Annotated in this window: 17 protein-coding genes; 10 read left to right on the top strand and 7 right to left on the bottom strand. The window is 39.4% G+C overall.

The window, feature by feature from the left end; genetic code table 11:
- The first annotated feature begins 128 nt into the window (after window positions 1-128).
- Window positions 129-1013, top strand: coding sequence for a DMT family transporter (locus PR699_RS16690; RefSeq protein WP_014657689.1), 885 nt, complete (start codon window positions 129-131; stop codon window positions 1011-1013).
- Between the two features lie 19 nt (window positions 1014-1032).
- Window positions 1033-2385: a tRNA lysidine(34) synthetase TilS gene (gene tilS / locus PR699_RS16685; protein ID WP_014657690.1), complete on the top strand. Its 1353-nt coding sequence runs from the start codon at window positions 1033-1035 to the stop codon at window positions 2383-2385.
- Window positions 2386-2456: 71 nt separating this feature from the next.
- Here tilS and rof read toward each other — a convergent pair whose 3' ends face one another.
- Window positions 2457-2720: a Rho-binding antiterminator gene (rof, locus tag PR699_RS16680; protein ID WP_004916733.1), complete on the bottom strand. Its 264-nt coding sequence runs from the start codon at window positions 2718-2720 to the stop codon at window positions 2457-2459.
- Window positions 2721-2992: 272 nt separating this feature from the next.
- On the opposite strand from rof, the gene nlpE reads away from it, so the two are divergent.
- The 7 genes from nlpE to chbG all read left to right on the top strand — a co-directional run bounded on the left by nlpE (window position 2993) and on the right by chbG (window position 9230).
- Window positions 2993-3649 carry an envelope stress response activation lipoprotein NlpE gene (gene nlpE / locus PR699_RS16675; RefSeq protein ID WP_004916731.1) on the top strand — a complete coding sequence of 219 codons (657 nt, stop codon included), beginning with the start codon at window positions 2993-2995 and terminating at the stop codon, window positions 3647-3649.
- Between the two features lie 366 nt (window positions 3650-4015).
- Window positions 4016-4333, top strand: a complete 318-nt coding sequence (locus tag PR699_RS16670) for a PTS sugar transporter subunit IIB (RefSeq protein ID WP_053110933.1) — start codon at window positions 4016-4018, stop codon at window positions 4331-4333.
- A 99-nt stretch (window positions 4334-4432) separates the two neighbouring features.
- Complete coding sequence (gene chbC / locus PR699_RS16665; protein ID WP_004916725.1) at window positions 4433-5791, top strand: PTS N,N'-diacetylchitobiose transporter subunit IIC; 1359 nt, start codon at window positions 4433-4435, stop codon at window positions 5789-5791.
- Between the two features lie 33 nt (window positions 5792-5824).
- Window positions 5825-6166: a PTS N,N'-diacetylchitobiose transporter subunit IIA gene (gene chbA / locus PR699_RS16660; RefSeq protein WP_004916722.1), complete on the top strand. Its 342-nt coding sequence runs from the start codon at window positions 5825-5827 to the stop codon at window positions 6164-6166.
- Between the two features lie 48 nt (window positions 6167-6214).
- Complete coding sequence (gene chbR / locus PR699_RS16655) at window positions 6215-7033, top strand: transcriptional regulator ChbR (RefSeq protein ID WP_040133363.1); 819 nt, start codon at window positions 6215-6217, stop codon at window positions 7031-7033.
- A 56-nt stretch (window positions 7034-7089) separates the two neighbouring features.
- A complete protein-coding gene (locus PR699_RS16650) occupies window positions 7090-8478 on the top strand; it encodes a 6-phospho-beta-glucosidase (RefSeq protein ID WP_053110900.1) in 1389 nt (462 codons plus the stop codon).
- Complete coding sequence (chbG, locus tag PR699_RS16645; RefSeq protein ID WP_072502894.1) at window positions 8475-9230, top strand: chitin disaccharide deacetylase; 756 nt, start codon at window positions 8475-8477, stop codon at window positions 9228-9230. The genes PR699_RS16650 and chbG overlap by 4 nt, the downstream gene beginning before the upstream one ends.
- A gap of 40 nt (window positions 9231-9270) precedes the next feature.
- Here chbG and proS read toward each other — a convergent pair whose 3' ends face one another.
- The 6 genes from proS to metN all read right to left on the bottom strand — a co-directional run bounded on the left by proS (window position 9271) and on the right by metN (window position 14958).
- Window positions 9271-10998, bottom strand: a complete 1728-nt coding sequence (gene proS, locus PR699_RS16640) for a proline--tRNA ligase (protein WP_004916715.1) — start codon at window positions 10996-10998, stop codon at window positions 9271-9273.
- A gap of 122 nt (window positions 10999-11120) precedes the next feature.
- Window positions 11121-11843: a tRNA (N6-threonylcarbamoyladenosine(37)-N6)-methyltransferase TrmO gene (gene tsaA, locus PR699_RS16635; protein WP_004916712.1), complete on the bottom strand. Its 723-nt coding sequence runs from the start codon at window positions 11841-11843 to the stop codon at window positions 11121-11123.
- A gap of 7 nt (window positions 11844-11850) precedes the next feature.
- The gene (gene rcsF, locus PR699_RS16630) at window positions 11851-12255 is read right to left on the bottom strand and encodes an Rcs stress response system protein RcsF (protein ID WP_004916709.1); all 405 of its coding nucleotides are present in this window, start codon (window positions 12253-12255) and stop codon (window positions 11851-11853) included.
- Between the two features lie 141 nt (window positions 12256-12396).
- Window positions 12397-13218, bottom strand: coding sequence for a MetQ/NlpA family lipoprotein (locus PR699_RS16625; protein WP_004916705.1), 822 nt, complete (start codon window positions 13216-13218; stop codon window positions 12397-12399).
- Window positions 13219-13280: 62 nt separating this feature from the next.
- On the bottom strand, window positions 13281-13934 hold the full coding sequence (metI, locus tag PR699_RS16620; RefSeq protein WP_004916702.1) for a methionine ABC transporter permease MetI: 654 nt from the start codon (window positions 13932-13934) through the stop codon (window positions 13281-13283).
- On the bottom strand, window positions 13927-14958 hold the full coding sequence (gene metN, locus PR699_RS16615) for a methionine ABC transporter ATP-binding protein MetN (RefSeq protein ID WP_004916698.1): 1032 nt from the start codon (window positions 14956-14958) through the stop codon (window positions 13927-13929). Before metN ends, metI begins: the two co-directional genes overlap by 8 nt.
- 170 nt (window positions 14959-15128) lie before the next feature.
- On the opposite strand from metN, the gene gmhB reads away from it, so the two are divergent.
- Window positions 15129-15695 (top strand): D-glycero-beta-D-manno-heptose 1,7-bisphosphate 7-phosphatase, encoded by a 567-nt coding sequence (gmhB, locus tag PR699_RS16610; RefSeq protein ID WP_004916695.1) that lies wholly within the window; start codon window positions 15129-15131, stop codon window positions 15693-15695.
- Window positions 15696-15744: the final 49 nt, after the last annotated feature.

Genomic DNA, 15744 nt, shown 5'->3' with positions numbered 1-15744 from the left:
TTTGATAGGGTAGTTAACCACATAAGCACTTTATTGTTTTTGCTAAAATAATGAATATAGGCAGCGACGGTCGTTCCAAAGTTGATGTCACTTTTCCGATTAAAAACTGACATAAATAAGAGATAAGAATGAGGCAATATAACTACTTAATTTACGCCTTGATGTGTGTATTAATATGGAGTTTTATCCCAATTGTTTCTCGGTTTGGGCAAAATGGTTTAGATAGCTTTCAATTTTTATTTTGGTCTAATCTTATTTCAGCGATGTCAGTAATACTGGTTGCACTGATCGCGGGTTATAAGCCAACCAAATTGTTTATTCTTCCTCGTGATATCCTCCTTAAAGTCTTTGTGCTTGGCTTTTTAGATTGCTTATTTTATTTGCTTCTTTATTACGGTTACGCCATTGAAAATGGTATTGCAGTATTAGTGATCCAGTATAGTTGGCCTTTAATCATTATCTTGCTGTCGGTCTTTTTATTAAAAGATAAGCTAGCTGGCAGGCAAATTGTGGGCGTGATTATCGGGTTTATTGCAGTGATTATCACTTTTACCAAAGGGCATATTACTCAACTACAGGTTGAGGATCCGGTGGCTCTGTTATTCGTATTTAGTGGTGCATTTTGTTTCGCACTGATGTCGGTGTTCTCACGGCAATATTCGATTGACCCTTATATTAGTACAGTTTGGTTATTTATCTTTTCAACGTTAACTTCATTGGTGTTACTACTGTCATTTAGTGAACTACAATTACCTTCCAAAGCTGCATTTTGGCCGACGGTAATCAACGGGGTGCTCATTAACGGTGTTTCTTACATTTTATGGTTTAAGGCGATGAATACGGGACATTCTGCAAAAATTGCCTCCATCGTATTTTTATCCCCAGTATTATCCGTACTTTGGTTGGTGGTCATTTTAAGTGATCCGTTTGAAATCGCTTATATCATCGGTGTATTGCTAGTTATCGTTTCTGGTGTGTTATGTGTTGGTCAGAAGAGAAAGCAATCATATTAGCGTAAAGAAGGGCAGATTCATGGCGCTACAGCCGCAAGCAATTATAGAGCAGGTGCTCAACAAAATAGGTCATTTTCGAAAAATACTGGTGGGATTTAGCGGGGGCGTAGATTCAACCGTATTGCTGCATGCACTTTACCAAATCAAAAAATATCAGCTTCCCTCGTTAGAGATCCGGGCTATTCACATTCATCATGGGCTTAACGTTAGGGCCGACGATTGGGAAGCTCACTGCCAACACTTGTGTGAACAGTGGCATATTCCCTTTGTCTGCACGCATGTTACAGTTGATCCTTCAAATCGTGGTATTGAAGCGGCTGCTCGTGAGGCGCGTTATCAGGCTTACCGAAACGAGTTGGCAGAGGGGGAAATCATAGCCACCGCTCAGCACCTTGATGACCAAGCAGAAACCTTTATGTTGGCATTAAAGCGTGGCAGTGGACCTGCTGGGCTTTCGTCAATGCCCGAATTGTCACCATTTTATGCAGAAAAAGGGGAAACGTGGTTACTACGTCCGTTATTAGCAATATCTCGCGGCGATCTGGAAAATTATGCACGTGAATGCCCGTTAACGTGGGTCGAAGATGACAGTAATCAAGACGATCGTTATGATCGCAATTTCCTTCGGTTACATATTATGCCGACTTTAACTGAGCGTTGGCCTCATTTTGCCGCCGCAGTTTCGCGTAGTGCATCCTTATGTGCTGAACAGGAATCGCTGCTTGATGAGCTATTACAAGATGCGCTGGATGAAATGATGGATTATCGCGGTGGTCTATTTATTGATAACTTGCATGATTGCAGCCCAGCGAAACGTAACGCGCTACTTAGGCGTTGGGTTGGTCTACACCGCTTGCCAATGCCACCTTACCATCAACTACAACGCATTTGGCAAGAAGTGGCGCTAGCCCGTCAGGATGCTGAGCCGATTTGTCAGTTAGGCCATGTCGATATTCGTCGATACCAAGGCGCATTATGGATTGTACGTCGTATCAACCCGTTATTAGGGCAACAATTTTGCTGGGATTATCCCCAACCTTTTATTTTGCCTGAAGGATTAGGGCGACTTGAGATTATTGCCGATGAAGGGCAAATTCGCCCGCCTCTGCCAACAGAAAAAGTGACCGTTCGTTTTGGCTTACAAGGCACATTGAACATTGTGGGTAGGACGCATTCAAGAAGTAGCAAAAAAATCTGGCAAGAGCTTGGTATCTCTCCTTGGATGCGAGAAAGAACCCCACTAGTTTATTATGATGAACAATTAATTACCGCCATTGGGTGCTTTATCACTCCTGAAGGCCTCGTTGCAGATGAGGAAATTGGGGTTGCCTTCCATTGGGATAAGTTCGATGAATATCAAATAGAGGTGTAAATAAAATAGAGAGCCCCTTATGACAGTGACCATTCATAAGGGGCGTAGAGGGGCTCAATGGAGTATGAGCTTTAGTGAGAGCAATCGACAACGATAGTGCCGATCTCAGGATGACTGAAGGTGTTGATATGATCCAAACGAAGCTCTTTTGTTCCATCTTGAGTCTCTAAGATTAGGTACTCAACTTTTTTACGCAAGAGCAAGTCGCTGGCCTTCCCCTCAATGATTTCGCCGCCATGAAGTTTAATTTCCAGTTTCAATTGGCGTTGGCACGCGATTTCAAGATATTCGTAATCATCACAATTGATAGGTTGATATTCAGTATCTGTAGACATATTCCCTCACCACTATGTTAGTGGCGGTTATTGCCGCCTTGACTATTTTTTACCAAGCATCATGTGCTTCATAGGATAATAGCACAGTAATTTTAATAACAATAATCAGCAATAGATGAAAACGTAAATTCATGATTAACGTATGTGGTAAAAAATGAACTAATATCAGTAAAGTCCGAAATATAATAATCTCGCCATTTTTCTCTGCATAAAATGTTATGATTAGATATAGACTAAAAATATAAGAATTGAACTGTTAGGAGATAAAGGTAATGAAAAAGTCACTATTCTTAGCATTAATGGCGACCGGTGTGATGACATTAGTGGGTTGCCAAACAGCCGTTAAACAACCTAGCGTAACTTATATTGATAGAGCATATACAGGCATTTTACCGTGTGCGGATTGTTCTGGAATTGAGGCCACTCTACTGGTTAACCAAGATGGTACATACGTAGAGCAATTAGTATATTTAGGGTCTCGCGATGGTGACCAAACATTTTATGAAACGGGCACATGGGCAAAAGATGGCGATAAATTACGCATGACGAATGCAAATGGTGAGCGCGCGTACTTTGCACCATCGGCAGATGATAAATCAATGGTCTTGCTTGATCAGGAAGGCAACAAAATTCAATCACAACTGAATTATACGCTAACGCAAGTCGCACCAAGCAAAAAAACAGGTGAATACCGCTACTTTGCTGATGCAGCAACATTTACCGAATGTAAAACAGGCCGTACTTATACTGCAACAGGGATAGAGCTTGAGAAAGGTTATAGTGCAACAGGTGTGACAGGTGGAACGCCTGTTTATGCTGAAATTGAAGGTTACTATACGGTAAGGCCATCAATGGAAGACGGTAAATTTGATCCTGCGTTAGTGCAAACAGGTGATATTATGTTTGATAAATCGAGCGCATGTAAATAAATAGATTTAATCTATTATTAAAATAATAAATATCGGCTCAATTTGAGCCGATATTTTTTTTGATAAGTGGATAAAAATAGAAAATTTAAATTATTACTTAATTTATAATAATAAAAATATGATTAATTGATATTTTTTATCAATAATATATTTATATGAAATGTGAAGAACGTCATAACGATTAGTCAATCAGAAACAATTCACTGTAACCCTGAAATATTCATTACAAGGGATATTACGTATAATGTCTTCAACTAAAAGCAACTCGCGAATGACGCAAGCTGAATTTAGATAACAAAAAAACGTAAAAATATCTGATGCGAGAGGTAGGTATTTTAAGTGAACGATATGATTGAGAGGATTACTGTGGAAAAGAAGCTTATTTACTTGTTTTGTTCCGCTGGGATGTCAACCTCACTACTTGTCTCTAAAATGAGGCAACAAGCTGAAAAGTATGAGGTTCCCGTTGTTATAGAAGCTTTTTCTGAAACGCTTGTCCTCCAAAAAGGGAATGATGCTGATCTCGTTTTACTTGGTCCTCAAATTGCTTGGAAGCATTCCGAAATCCAGCGTTTACTGCCAACTAAAAATGTTGAAGTTATTGATTCGGTTTTATATGGAAAAGTTGATGGCTTAGGTGTTTTAAAAGCAGCGGTCGCATCAATAAAAAATAAATCACGTTAATCAATTATAGTTTGTTACAACTTCAGTTATTTATCTATTTGCTATGGTCGTCTTATGCATACAAACAAGATATGTGATTAAAGTATCTAAGGATATTCTATGGATCATATGCTCTCTTCTCTTGAAAAAGTATTGCTTCCGATCGCATTAAAATTGGGTAATCAACCTCATATCAATGCAATAAAAAATGGTTTTATTAGATTAATGCCATTAGTGTTAATTGGGGCAATGTTTGTTTTGATTAATAACGTTTTTCTGAGTTTTAATGAAGGGTCGTTTTTCTATTCATTAGGTGTTCGTCTATCACCAGAAACAATAGAGTTCATTAATAAGTTTAAAGGCATCGGCGGTAATGTATATAACGGTACATTAGGGATTATGTCTTTAATGACGCCTTTTTTTATTGCTATGGCTCTCGCTGAAGAACGCAAAGTGGACTCTATAGCGGCAGGAATTATTGCGATAGCAGCCTTTGTGGCTGTTACACCATTTGATGTGAATGGAGCCTATGCTATCGGTGCGAATTGGCTAGGTGGCGCAAATATTATTTCAGGTATTATCATTGGCTTAGTTATTGCTGAAGCTTTTACCTTTATTGTCCGCCGTAACTGGGTAATTACATTACCGGATACAGTACCGCCAGCAGTTAGCCGCTCCTTTTCTGCATTAGTGCCAGGTTTCCTGATACTATTAGTGGTAGGGATTATTGCATGGGTGCTAGCAGGGCAAGCGACTCACTTCCATCAATTTATTATGGATACTATCTCAACCCCATTAGCTTCTCTGGGAGGGGTTGTCGGTTGGGCGTATACGATTTTCACCTCACTATTATGGTTCTTTGGTATTCATGGTGCTTTGGCTCTTACAGCACTAGACTCAGGGATTATGACGCCTTGGGCGCTAGAAAATGTCGCGTTATATAATCAATATGGTTCGGTTAATGATGCGATTGAGGCGGGTCAGACATTTCATCTGTGGGCAAAACCTTTATTAGACTCCTATGTTTTCCTTGGTGGAACAGGCGCTACGCTTGGATTAATTATTGCCATATTTATAGCCTCACGGCGAGCAGATTATCGGCAGGTCGCTAAATTAGGGTTACCAGCGGGGATATTTCAAATTAATGAACCAATTATATTTGGGATCCCTGTGATCATGAACCCAATCCTTTTTATTCCATTTATCATTATTCAACCTCTGTTAGCCGCAATCACGGTGATTGCCTATTATGTAGGTATTATTCCGCCGATTACGAATATAGGTCCATGGACTATGCCAACAGGATTAGGCGCATTCTTTAACACAAATGGTAATATTTCTGCTTTATTTTTAGCACTGTTTAACCTTGGTATTTCTGTTCTTGTTTATTTACCTTTCGTTATTATTTCTAATAAGGCGCAAACTATTGCAAATAATACGGAAAGTGAAGAAGAGATCAAAAATGCATTGAAGTTTTAAATATATTAAAAATGAATAATAAATGGGGAAGTTATGATTGACATAGATAGTAATGGAACACTCTCTGCTGACAGTCTGGAAGAAGTAGTGATGGGGTTAATCATTAATTCTGGTAGGGCAAGAAGCCTCGCTTATAAAGCGTTAACTTATGCCAAGGAAGGCAAGTTTGTTGAGGCGATGGAGCTAATGGAAGATTCAAAAGAAGCCTTAACTGAAGCCCATAAAGTGCAGACAAAAATGATAGAGACGGATATGGGGGAAGGCAAAATTAAAGTGAGTTTAATACTTGTTCATGCTCAAGATCACTTAATGAATACGATACTTGCTCGTGAATTGATCACGGAGTTAATCGAAGTCCATAAAAAAATAAATTAAATAAAGGGGATGATGATGCAGCCGACACTAAATGTTAATAACTCAAATATAGAGATTAAAATGGTCTATGAGAATGATATATTTAATGACAAGGATTTCCATGTTGTTATTTATAATAAAACAGAAAGTGCAACAGGGCTGCATCAGCATGATTATTATGAATATACGATTGTCCTAACAGGGCGTTATTATCAAAAAATTAATGGCAGAAAAGTATTGCTTGAACGAGGGAATTTTGTTTTTCTGCCAATTGGCTCTCATCATGAAAGTTTCTATGACTTTGGAGCAACAAGAATTTTAAATGTTGGTATAAGAAAGTCATTCTTCGAAAAATATTTTTCACCCTTATTACCATCATTTTTTGTTGCCTCTCAAGCCTACCCATTAAAAAATGAATTTATGGCTTATATAGAATCAGTGATTGCGTCATTAAACTTTCGTGATAGTGAATTTAATGAGTTTATTGAGGTAGTAACCTTTAATGTGGTCAATAGACTACGTCATTATAGAGAAAGCAAAGTCTATGATGATACGCCACAATGGCTAAAAAACACGATTGAAGAAATGCATGAAATTGCAATGTTTAATGAAAATGCGTTAGAAAATATGGTGACAATAACAGGGAAGTCACAAGAGTATTTAACTCGTGCCACAAAGCGCTATTGCGGAAAAACGCCAATGCAAATCATTAATGAAATTAGAATTAATTTTGCTAAAAAACAGCTAGAAATTACAAATTATTCAATCACTGATATTGCATTTGAATCAGGTTACAGTAGCCCTAGTTTATTTGTGAAAAAATTTAAAGAGGCGACATCATTAACACCAAGTGAATATAGAAAAAGCCTACAGTCAAATTTTTATTAAAGATATCCAGTGAAAATGATAGCCAATGTTTATTAATAAAATAGGTAGGTGTTAATATGGTGCATAAATTAAAAGTCGTCACTATTGGTGGTGGAAGCAGTTACACTCCTGAATTAATAGATGGTTTTATTAAACGTTATCATGAACTACCGATTAGTGAACTTTGGCTGGTTGATATTGAAGAAGGAAAAGAAAAACTCGATATCATTTATGAGCTAGGGTTGCGCATGATAAAAAATGCCAATATACCGTTAAAACTCTATAAAACATTAGACCGCAAAGCTGCACTAAAGGATGCTGATTTTGTGACGACACAGCTACGTGTCGGGTTATTAAAAGCGAGAGAGAAAGATGAAGTAATACCATTACAATATGGATACTTAGGGCAAGAAACGAATGGAGTGGGAGGCTTATTTAAAGGGTTACGTACCATTCCGGTAATTTTTGAGATCCTTAAAGATATTGAAGCTCTCTGCCCCCAAGCCTGGGTGATTAATTTTACCAATCCAGCAGGAATGATAACCGAAGCAGTATACCGGCATACGCAATTTAGACGTTTTATAGGCGTTTGTAATATTCCAATTGGCCTGAAAATGTTTATTACGGATGTGCTCGGTTTAACAAAAAAAAATAATTTGTCGATAACGCTTTTTGGTTTAAATCATATGGTATTTATCAAAGATATTTTTGTCGACGGCGTGTCTCGCTTTGATGAAGTACTTAATGGCATTATTTCGAAAGCTTATAAAGCAAGCTCGGTAAAAAATATTACAGGTTTACCCTTTGATAGTGGGTTATTGAAGGCCTTGAAATTAATTCCATGCTCATACTTACAGTACTATTTTAAGTATAAAGAAATGCTCGCGATTGAAATGGCGGAATTCTATAAAGAAGGCACCAGAGCGCAAGTTGTACAAAAAATTGAAAAAGAGCTTTTTGAATTATACCAAGATCCCGAATTAAAAATTAAACCAAAACAGCTTGAATTGCGGGGGGGAGCTTATTATTCAGATGCCGCCTGTGAAGTGATAAATGCACTGTATAATGACAAGCAGACCGAGCATTATGTGAATATTCCCCATAACGGCCATATTAGTAATATCCCTGCAAATTGGGTTGTCGAAATGACCTGTAAATTAGGGCGTAATGGCGTTACACCGCACGAAAGAGTGACTCAGTTCGATGAAAAAGTTCTCGGCTTAATTTATAGCATCAAAGAATTTGAAATAGCCGCGAGCCAAGCGGCAGTGAGTGGCGATTTTAATGAGCTTTTATTAGCAATGAACTTAAATCCTTTAGTTCATTCAGACAATGATGCTCGGGATATGGCTAAAGCACTTCTTTTAGCCCATAAACATTATTTACCGAATTTTTCTAAGGTAATTAAATATCTTGAAGAAGAGGGGAGTGCGAATAAACCCCATCTTAATGGCATTGCAGTATGACGAGTTTACTTATTGTGAACGCAGATGATTTTGGCTTATGTAAGTCAGTCAATTATGGGATCTTAGAGGCTCATCGAAATGGTATTGTGACATCAACTACGGCCATGGTAAATATGCCTAGTATCCAACATGCGGCACAATTAGCCACAGAGCAGCCATTATTGGCTGTAGGAATGCATTTTGTCCTTACAATGGGGAAACCGTGTTCACCAATGCCTTCGCTTGTGCGTAACGGTATATTAGGGAAGTGGATATGGGAGATGGAAAAATCAGATCAACTTCCTATAGCCGAAATAGTGCAAGAGCTACACTGCCAATATAATCAGTTTATTGATATTTTTGGTAAACCCCCCAGCCACATTGATAGCCATCATCATGTACATATGATGGCGTCCCTTTATCCTTTAATGGTCGATTTCGCCAATCAAAAAGGGATAGCATTACGGGTCGGTTACCACAATAAAATAAAAAATACTCAAGTACGTACAACAGATGCGTTTTCCGCTGACTTTTATGGGGAGCCAAATAGCATATCAGAGTCGCTTTTTTTAGAAATACTCCATAAGGCAAAGCAACGAGGGGAGCGTTCACTCGAAATAATGTGCCATCCCGCATTTATTGATAATGAATTATTAAATAGCGGCTATGTGTATTCCCGAGTAAAAGAGTTAGACGTTTTAACGTCAAAAAACTTAAAAGCGGCTATTGCTGAGAAGGGGTTTTTACTTGGTTCGTATTTAGATTTATCATAAATATGCCCAACCTATCAGGTAATAGGTTGGGCAGGAAGGATTAGCGCACAGTATTTGCGAGCTTCTCTTTTAAGAAACTGACAACATTATCAAGACCGATAAGGGCTTTTTCATCATTACGGCGAGCTTTATACTCAACTTGATTATTGTCTAAGTTACGGTCGCCAATAACAATGGTGTATGGAACACCGATAAGCTCCATATCAGCAAACATAACGCCTGGGCGCTCCTTACGGTCATCAAAAATAACGTCAATACCTTGTGCTTTTAAGTCAGCATACAGTTTTTCCGCGACTTCTTTGACTCGATAAGATTTGTGCATATTCATCGGCAGGATCGCAACATGGAATGGCGCAATCGCATCTGGCCAAATGATACCACGCTCATCGTGGCTCTGTTCAATTGCCGCTGCAACAATACGCGTAACACCAATACCATAGCAACCCATGGTTACGATTTGATTATGACCTTCTTCGTTTTGTACTGAAGCTTTCATCGCTTCTGAATACTTAGTCCCCAGTTGGAAGATATGCCCTACTTCAATACCACGCTTAATCAGCAATGTGCCTTTGCCGTCTGGGCTTGGATCCCCTTCAACAACATTGCGTAAATCGAACGTTTCAGGTTGTGCTAAATCACGTTCCCAGTTGATACCAAAGTAGTGTTTGCCATCGATATTGGCACCTGCACTAAAGTCACTCATTACGGCAACACTACGGTCAATCACCATTGGCAGAGGCATATTGACAGGGCCTAATGAGCCCGGCGCTGCTTTAACTGCCGCTTTGATTTCTTCTTCAGATGCAAACTCTAATGGGCTAGAGATCCATGGGTGTTTTTCCGCTTTAACTTCGTTTAATTCATGATCGCCACGAATTAATAAGGCAACTAATGTGTGCCCAGACTCTTTTTTAGCTCTAACAATGAGTGTCTTAACGGTTTTTTCGATAGGCAAACCGAATTGCTCCACCAACTCCGCAATAGTTTTTGCGTTTGGTGTATCGACAAGGCGCATTTCTTCTGTTGGCGCTGAACGTGGTGTTAGCGGAGTGATGGCTTCAGCCAGCTCAATATTTGCTGCGAAATCAGAGCCTGTAGAGAATACGATATCGTCTTCACCGCTTTGCGCAAGCACTTGGAATTCGTGAGAAGCACTGCCCCCAATTGAGCCTGTGTCAGCTTGTACAGCACGGAAATCAAAACCGATACGAGTAAAGATTTTGCTGTAGGCTTCATACATTGCATCATAGGTTTCTTGCAATGATTCTTGCGATGTATGGAAAGAGTAAGCATCTTTCATAATAAATTCACGTGAGCGCATGATACCGAAACGTGGGCGCACTTCATCACGGAATTTTGTCTGAATTTGGAATAAATTCAGTGGTAGCTGTTTGTATGAAGTAATTTCATTACGCACTAAATCAGTAATGACTTCTTCATGGGTTGGACCTAAAACGAAAGGGCGCTCGCCACGATCAGCGAAACGCAGTAATTCAGGACCATACTGCTCCCAGCGACCACTCTCTTGCCACAAATCAGCGGGTTGAACAACGGGCAAAGACACTTCAATTGAGCCCGCATTTTCCATTTCTTCACGGACAATGTTTTCGACTTTACGCAGAACACGGACACCAGTCGGTAACCAGTCATAAAGGCCAGATGCAAGTTTACGGATCATTCCTGCACGAAGCATCAATTGGTGACTGATCACTTCGGCATCTGCAGGAGTCTCTTTTAGTGTTGAGAGCAGATATTTGCTAGTACGCATTGTATAGGTTCCATTAGAACAACGGGTGATGGCAAAAAATGTTCTTGCCAACTTAATCTAGGCTGCAAAAGCAGCATGATAAAACAGCTAGTCTACCAGCGACCGTGCTTTGCCAAAAGGGGTTAGTCGATTTTTTCATAAGGTTCGATGGCGAACACTTCTGTTATATTATTGAGCACTCTCCAACGCACATTAAAATCGAGTAAATGCACAGCATAGTCACGCTCTTCAGTCATAGCCTGTTTCTTGTAGGCTGGACGTGGATCTTGCATGAGAACTTGCTGTATAAATTGCGCGATCCCAGGGTAGCTTGTTTGGTATTTTAATAAATCTTGCTGAACTTGGGGATGAAAAATCACTTGCATATCATCCGCCGGGGCATCTTGAGCAAAACCAGCCTGCGCTGTAGGGATAGCTTCAGCAAAAGGTAAGTATGGTTTGATATCAATGACTGGAGTGCCATCAACTAAATCTAAACTCCCTAACTCCAAAATAATTTGATTATTATTTTGGCTTATTCCTTTTAATTCAATTAATGACATGCCAATTGGGTTTGGTCTAAAGGTTGAGCGTGTAGCGAAAACGCCCATTTTCTCATTACCACCAAGCCGAGGAGGGCGCACTAGTGGTTTCCACCCCCCTTGCATGGTTTGGTGGAAAACAAATAGTACCCAAATATGGCTGAACTGGTCTAAACCTCTAATCGAATTAGGATCATTATAGGGAGGATGCAAATGCAATCGCCCCGAGCCACCTGGAACAAGTCCAGGTTGGCGTGGGATGGCAAATTTTTCCTTATAGGGGGATTCAATATGCCCAATTACATTACATTCGAACGATTTCATTAGGTATTTATTCGACAATTTTTATCGCACTACCTTCACAAATCGTTGCTTGGTAGCAACCAGGAGAAGCCATTGTTTGACATTGATGCAATACAACAGCATCGGCGGCGATATACGCTGCTTTGGTTAACATACTTTTCTTCGCAGTATTCAGATTTGCTGGTGGGCTTTGAAGGCTTTCACGACATGATTGACCTGAAACAACACCTAAATCTTTAAATGGCATTCCCAATAGCTCTTCAGGGCTGTTCATGAGTTTTACATTTGTCGTGCTAGGTTTGGTGTCTGTTTTTGGTACTGGTTTTGAAAGCTTCATACTTGTGAAGCCTTTATTTGGACCCTGATGAATGTATTGATTCATTCCACACCCAGCGAGAACAAAAGTTGCTAGGGTGAGCAATAACAATCTCATAAGTTTTTCCTTTTTTAATCTTATAGTCTTATAGGTATTGGGAAAATGATATTTGCTATGTGTTGTCTTTATATAATACAAAAAATACTAGGTGGCACTGACCACCTAGTATATTAATCGCTTTTTTACTAATAAAAAAGATTACCAGCCTTTAACTGCACCACCATCAAAGACTTCATCTGCCTTCTTAGCAACTTCATCTGATTGATATGCTTGAACAAACTTCTTCACATTCTCATTATCTTTATTATCGTCACGAGTCACAATAATGTTGACATAAGGAGAATCTTTATCTTCTACAAATAAACCATCTTTTGCTGGCGTTAGTTTAGGCGTTGCGCTGCTCGCCCAAGTTGTGTTGATGATGGCCAGAGCAATTTTTTTATCATCCAATGCACGTGGCAATTGTGGTGCTTCTAATTCAACAAATTTCAAGTTCTTAGGGTTTTCGACCACATCCAAAGCGGTCGGCATTAAACCAGTACCTTCTTTCAGTTTAATTAAGCCTTGTTTTTCTAGCAGAAGTAGTGAACGACCTAAGTTAGTTGGATCGTTAGGCAACGCAATTTGTGAGCCATCGGCAAGTTCATCAACTGATTTAATTTGTTTAGAGTATGCCGCGATTGGGTAGATAAATGTATTACCTACAGGCACTAATTTATAGTTACGATCTTTAATTTGCTGATCAAGATACGGTTTGTGTTGGAATGCGTTGGCATCAAGATCACCTTTGCTTAAGGTTTCGTTTGGTAGAACAAAGTCATTAAACGCAACCAGTTCGACATTCAAACCATATTTTTCTTTTGCTACTTTTTGTGCAACTTCAGCAACTTCTAGCTCTTTCCCCATAATAACACCGACTTTGATGCTATTGGGATCTTTTTCTTTTTCGCCACAACCCACTAGAACTAATGATCCTAATAGCGCGCCGACAACTGCGATAGATTTCAACTTAATAGACATAGATATACCCCTTAAATGCTTTTCTTTATAGCACCTTAATAACGGCGCTGCTATTTTACGGACTATTTATGTGACACTTTTTTCATTAAGTATTCACCAGTAAATTGAATGGCGAAAACTAAGATGACTAACAGGACAAGTACGGTATTCATCACTAATGGATTATAACTGTAATAACCATACTGCATTGCTATTTGGCCTAGGCCACCTGAACCGACAGCACCGCCCATTGCAGAATACCCAACCAGCATAATTAAGGTGATCGTTGCAGCGTTGATGATCCCAGGTAAAGACTCAGGTAATAGAACCTTTTGAATAATTTGCAGTGGTGTAGCGCCCATGGCTCTGGATGCTTCAATCAAACCACTTGGTACTTCTAATAAGGTATTTTCAACCATACGAGCAATAAAAGGGATTGCACCAACAGTAAGGGGAACAATAGCACCTTCAATGCCGATTGCTGAGCCGACTAAAAACTTGGTAAATGGGCTTATCCAGACTAATAGAATAATAAATGGTATTGAACGGAAAATGTTCACTATAGCCGAGATCACCGCATAAAGAGCCGTATTTTCCATGACTTGCCCTCGGCGAGTCACATAGAGTAGAACCCCTGTAGGTACGCCCATGATAAAACCGAGGATCGCCGAAACGAAAGTCATAATAATAGTATCAATCGTTCCCGATATAAGCAGTGAAATCATTCCATCAGACATAACCCAAAACCTCTACTTTGACATGATGCTCTTTCAAAAATTCAATGGTTGCTTCAACACCGCCATTAACCCCATGTAATTCAGCGAGCATGACGCCAAATTTTACGCCACCGGCATAGTCAATTTGTGAACTTAATATATTGATATCGATGTCAAATTTACGAACAGCCATAGAAATTAGTGGTGCATCAACAGATTGCCCTGTGAATTCTAGCTTCAATAAAGGCGATAAATCTGCTGCTGGTTCATTTTTGAGTCGTTCTTTATAGTCATCAGGAATATCAATGACCAACGTTGATTTAATAAACTCTTGTGCTACAGGCGTTTTAGGATGAGAGAAAACTTCACTCACTTTATCTTGTTCAATCAACTGACCGCCACTAATGACAGCGACTTGGTCACAAATATTCTTCACCACATCCATTTCATGGGTGATTAAGAGAATAGTTAGCCCTAAACGGCGGTTTATATCTTTGAGTAACTCTAAGATGGAGCGTGTTGTCGCAGGATCCAGTGCACTCGTAGCTTCATCACATAATAAAACTTTTGGCGAGTTGGCTAATGCACGCGCGATTGCTACACGCTGCTTTTGCCCTCCCGAAAGATTCGCGGGATAAGCATCTTTTTTCTCTGTTAGGCCAACAAGATCCAGTAATTCGCTAACACGCGCTTTAATTTTATCTTTAGGCGTATTATCTAGCTCAAGTGGCAGTGCCACGTTATCAAATACGTTCCTAGAAGATAGCAAATTAAAATGTTGAAAGATCATGCCAATACCACGACGTGCTCTCGTCAAAGATTTTTCAGGTAAAGCCGTTAAATCTTGACCGTCAACGATAACTTGCCCAGAGGTTGGGCGTTCAAGCATGTTTACACAACGGATTAGCGTACTTTTACCCGCGCCAGAAGCACCGATAACACCATAGATCTGTCCAGCAGGAACATGCAGGCTAATATCTGTAAGTGCCTGAATGTTACGGCTTCCTTGCTGGAAAACTTTATTAATATTTGAGAGCTTTATCATTTATTTCTTCTAAGTATATAGGAATCAATTTTTAGATGTCTAAATCTAATATGGTTGGATGTTAAGGCGTCTAGACGTCTAAGTCAACAAGGTTTGGTTTATTTATTCTATTCTCATTTATTTTCTTTTCATGAGATACTTAAAACTCATTTAGTTTGAGGAGTAAATCGGTGAGTAAAGGCATACCTGCAATCTTTTTAGATAGAGACGGTACAATCAATATTGATCACGGCTATGTACACAAAATAGATGACTTTCAATTTATTGAAGGTGCCATTGAAGCCATGGCTGAGTTAAAGAAAATGGGTTACGCGCTTGTCGTAGTGACGAACCAATCAGGCATCGGTAGAGGGATCTATTCTGAAGATAGTTTTATGCAACTGACAGAATGGATGGATTGGTCATTAGCCGACCGCGGTGTTGATCTGGATGGCATCTATTTTTGCCCTCATCACCCAGAAGCTAAAGATAAAGAGTATCGTCAAGATTGCGATTGTCGTAAACCTAAACCCGGCATGCTGCTAGATGCTCAATCATTTCTTAATATAGATATGGCATCTTCTATAATGGTGGGAGATAAATTAGCAGACATGCAAGCAGGGAAAGCAGCAAAAGTGGGTACAACTATTCTAGTGAAAAGTGGTGAAGCGGTATCAGAAGAAGCGATTGCGAATGCCGATATGGTGATTGAAAGTATCGCAGAGCTACCAAAAGTAGTAAAAAGTATCAAAAAATAGGCTTTGTGAGTGATATTTGACCAAGTGATAATTTTTTTTCAAAAAACAC

Origin of the sequence: Providencia sp. PROV268 (assembly GCF_028477805.1) — a bacterium.
Taxonomy (GTDB): Bacteria; Pseudomonadota; Gammaproteobacteria; order Enterobacterales; family Enterobacteriaceae; genus Providencia; species Providencia stuartii.
The sequence above is the reverse complement of the archived record's forward strand: the minus strand, read 5'-3'. Positions and strand labels throughout refer to the sequence as shown.